The organism is Streptococcus sp. 339 (assembly GCF_013277285.1).
GTDB classification, from domain to species: Bacteria; Bacillota; Bacilli; order Lactobacillales; family Streptococcaceae; genus Streptococcus; species Streptococcus pseudopneumoniae.
Genome location: NZ_VMMR01000123.1, coordinates 1 through 4,259 on the forward strand (window position 1 = coordinate 1; position 4,259 = coordinate 4,259).

The 4,259-nt window shown below is 32.5% G+C and carries 4 protein-coding genes and 1 pseudogene; 2 read left to right on the forward strand and 3 right to left on the reverse strand.

The annotated features are described in order from the left end of the window. Positions 1-299 (forward strand): IS66 family insertion sequence element accessory protein TnpB (gene tnpB / locus HT736_RS11195; protein ID WP_172931052.1); only part of this gene is annotated, 299 nt, incomplete at its 5' end. Positions 300-355: 56 nt separating this feature from the next. Beyond that, positions 356-985, forward strand: a pseudogene (locus tag HT736_RS11885) (transposase); the annotation flags it as partial. Between the two features lie 105 nt (positions 986-1,090). On the opposite strand, the gene HT736_RS11210 reads toward HT736_RS11885, so the two are convergent. From HT736_RS11210 to HT736_RS11500, 3 genes are read right to left on the reverse strand one after another with little or no spacing between them, the layout of a single operon-like run. Further along, positions 1,091-2,671, reverse strand: coding sequence for a hypothetical protein (locus HT736_RS11210; RefSeq protein WP_138699593.1), 1,581 nt, complete (start codon positions 2,669-2,671; stop codon positions 1,091-1,093). Positions 2,672-2,679: 8 nt separating this feature from the next. Further along, positions 2,680-3,858 (reverse strand): MFS transporter, encoded by a 1,179-nt coding sequence (locus tag HT736_RS11215; protein WP_023941358.1) that lies wholly within the window; start codon positions 3,856-3,858, stop codon positions 2,680-2,682. Next, positions 3,851-4,084 (reverse strand): hypothetical protein, encoded by a 234-nt coding sequence (locus tag HT736_RS11500; RefSeq protein ID WP_050207807.1) that lies wholly within the window; start codon positions 4,082-4,084, stop codon positions 3,851-3,853. Before HT736_RS11500 ends, HT736_RS11215 begins: the two co-directional genes overlap by 8 nt. Positions 4,085-4,259 lie beyond the last annotated feature (175 nt).

Below are 4,259 nucleotides of genomic sequence, written 5' to 3' on the forward strand. Positions count from 1 at the left end.
CGGATATGAGGCAGGGAATAGACTCCTTAGCCTATGTAGATAAAGCCCACTTTGAATTGGATCCTTTCTCCGGTCAAGTCTTTCTCTTTTGTGGTGGACGTAAAGACCGCTTTAAAGCTCTTTACTGGGATGGTCAAGGATTTTGGCTACTATATAAACGCTTTGAGAACGGTAAGTTGACTTGGCCAAGTACAGAAAAGGATGTCAAAGCTCTCACACCTGAACAAGTAGACTGGCTGATGAAGGGCTTTTCTATCACTCCCCAAATAAATTCATCAGAAAGTCGTGATTTCTATTGAAATGAGGACTTTCTTTTTAGTATAATAAAGTTAGAAAACAGAGAGGGAAGCCTATGGAAGAAGATTGGGCTAAGATGGGTTTACCAATCACACGTAAGGAAATTTCTAATTGGCATATCAAGACGAGTCAATATTATTTAGAGTCCCTTTATAACCTTTTACGAGAAAAGTTGTTAGAACAAGCTCTTCTTCATGCGGATGAAACCTCTTATCGGGTCTTAGAAAGTGATAGCCATCTGACCTACTATTGGACTTTTTTGTCAGGAAAATCAGAGAAACAAGGGATTAGGCTTTACCACCATGATCAGCGTCGAAGTGGTTCAGTAGTACAAGACTTCCTAGGAGATTATTCTGGATATGTGCATTGTGATATGTTGCGGCAGCAACTTAGGACCTTAATCCTCTAGTTCTGCCTATGCGATAGCAGTCCAAGGTTTAGGAGCAAGGCGACGCTAAGCTTGGTAAACTGCGAACCGCTAGAAGCTTATCGTCAACTGGAAGAAGCTGAACTTGTTGGTTGTTGGGCGCATGTGAGAAGGAAATTTTTTGAAGCCACTTCCAAGCAAGCAGATAAATCATCCTTAGGAGCTAAAGGTTTAGCTTATTGTGATCAGTTATTTTCCTTGGAAAGAGACTGGGAGGCTTTGCCAGCTGATGAACGCCTACAGAGACGTCAAGAAGAGCTCCAGACCCTATAAGAAATCTCCAGATTAGAGAACTCACGGATAGTTCCTAATATGGAGATTTTTCAATATACTTCGTTATTGGACGGTTACAGAAAATTAGCATTGTCAATCAACAAATAATTTATTCATTTTTTCTAAAACACTTTGATTAAGTATATCGAGTTCAAATTCAGTTTCAGGCCCATGACCATTTATTGGTAATTCATCAATTTCAAAACATTTATAGTTGTTCAATGTCGACTTCATATAATAAAAATCTAAAACTTTATCTCTAGGACTTTGCATGATGAATGTTTTATAAGGAAGATTTTTCTTCCACACCTTATCAGAAAACATTTCTGTAATTTCAGTTGTCGAGAATTTATCAGTAAACCATTTCCTTTCCATTCCACTTGTTTTTTTTATTTGATTAGATAAATCTATCAAAGGGGAAACGCATATATGTCCACCTAGATTGTGAGAAAATCTGGCACTCAGTAGTAATCCTAATATAGATCCAAAACTTCCTGAATATAAATAAACTTTTTTAACATCTTTTACTGTTTTACTCACTATATACTCAATCGTTCTTACCAATTCATCTATCACATAATTCCAATTTTTATTTGATAATTCTGTATTAACTGAATAAGACGACCCAATATAATTAGCAACCAAGACATCTACCGAGTTGTTCAAGGCAAACCGATATATTTTAGCATTAGTAAATGAATTAAATTCATAGGATTCTGGACCACCATGTAAAGAAACTAATAACTTTTCTGGATTATTTGACTTATAATGAATCCCTTCAAACTTCTCAAAATAAAATTCTTTGCTTATTAACTCCTCTGACATATCTCTATAGATTGTCTCAAATTTTCCATCTTCAAAAAGTAAAAACTCGAATCCTTCAATCGTACTATGCTTCAAAACAAGTCTACTGTTTTGAAGTAAACAAAAATCAATCTTCCCTTCAAAATCATATTCTTTAATCATATTTGTTTTCAAGTCAATACTAACTAAAGTTGTTCGACCGAATCTATTCAAAATGACAAAAAGATTCCACTCGTCTAAAATAGCGTTAATAATAGGATAAAACAAGTCTAAACTTTCTATTAAGTATGAATCGTTTTCGAAATTATAAAGAGATATACGAGTAGTAGAGTAAAGACTGCACACCATATTTCCTCGATCACATAGATAATTCTGTATAATTTTTCCATCAATTTCTAGATTGGGCTGTATATTAGGTGTGGAAATTAACCGCAATTCAATATCATTATAGACTCTATACAAGTCCTGTTTCTCCCCAATATTACTTATCATAGCAGTGATAAGTTTTTCCTCTTCAAAAGAAATAAGAAACTGAGAGATAGAAGCTGTATCATCAGAAATGATCACAACAATATCTGAATTATAAAAATAGACATTTAGTATCTCTGCTTTATCTGATATATTGACTAGTTTATAGGTATCCAATTTAAGCTCTAGATTAATATTAATTCTAGATAACACTAAATACGAATTTTCCAGACTAAATATGTAAATAAAATTATCATTTGATAGTATTGCAGAAAATTCTTTGTCATATATTATTTGTCCATTATTATCTACTAATAATTCATCATGCCATAAAAGTTTACTATCTTGAGTATAAGATAGGAATATAGCATCATTTAAATCCAAATTTTTTATTTTCATCATCCTGTGACCTACTTTTTCATATACTTATAAAAAAGAAACAAAGAAATTGCATTTATAGTGGAAATGATAAAGAAAATGATTAATGTTTTTTGTAAATCATTTGCATACAGATTCCCTCCAAGTAATCCACCTAAACTATCTCCAATAAAATATGAAGTTTGAGATATACCATAGAAATATGAAATTTGTTCTTTAGGATACATATCCAACTCCATTAATTCTTGACTAATTACAGAACCATTTAAGAACAAAGCTCTGCATATAAGAATAAGAAACAAGTATAAAAATTGCATATTAAATATCAATAAAGCTGTTGATAAGCCCACTAAAATTTCACTGACCACAAAGATATACTCTTTATATTTTGAGGTTTTTTGACCTGAAAAAAGAGAAGAGAAATAAGTACTCAGTAGTCCTAAAATTGTCAATGTTACACCAATAACAGATACATTTATACCTTGTTTGCTTAAAATAACTGGAAGATATGGAGCAAATAAACTTACGCTTCCCCCCATAATGAAGCCGAATATTATAGTTCCAACAAGCAGGGTTCTAGCTTTTGCAAAATGTTTAAATTCAGCCTTCTCCAAATCGCCACTCTCATTATGAGATTGAGTAATAGGAGGAATTAGAAATACAGTAATCAGGCAAAGGACGCTCGAAAAAAGTAGAGTCAATTGTGTAGCGTTTTGAAACAAGAATGTTAAAATCCAGACAAGAAAACCTGCTAGTAGCATGCCTAAAGAACTTCCTACTCCATCTGCAAATTCTTTCAACGATACAATAGAGGAACGTTCTTCTTCACTTCCTATGCCCACAATCCATACTCTAATTAATAACAACACTACCGAAGCACCGATTCCTGAAACAAAACCAGATATTATAGAAATACCTGAGTTATTAGGAAACATCCTAAAAAATAAGCCAATACTATATAAAATTAAACCACATTGAATCACTCTTTGAGGGGTAAATCGTCCTATTTTTTTACCAATATAAAATGAAAAGATGCCAGCAAATGCCATGGCAGAATAGGATAGACCATAATTAGGGAGCCTATCATTCATTTCAAACCAGAGTGCATGAACTGTTTTTGAAGTATACATAGATAGTTTAAAAAACAAATTGAAAATAAAAAAATTGATTGCAATAGGATATTTTCTTAAGATAATTCGATAGTTATTCATGATATTCGCTCACTTCACTTTCTAGTGTTTCTTTCATATCCGATAATTTTTCATTATCACTAAAATGTGTATCTAAAATTTTCAATAACGGTTGCATTTGTTTAAATTTATTGCAGTTATATAAAATTTCTAAAGATATAACCAAATAATCTTCTAGAAAAGATAAATCTAACTGTGAAACTTTGAATTGACATTGTTCTAATAATCTTTGTGCTTTTTCATACATATTCAGCTCGACATATATGTATTGTAAGTCATACCAGAAATCAAAACTTCTATCAGATAAATAATACGCTTTTTTATAATTCGTTAGACTGTCCTGCAACAATTGAAGTTCGCTCAAAACGACGTCCGCTAATCTTTTCATAGACTTTCTCCCCTTTAGGAGCCCCTGCATAAGG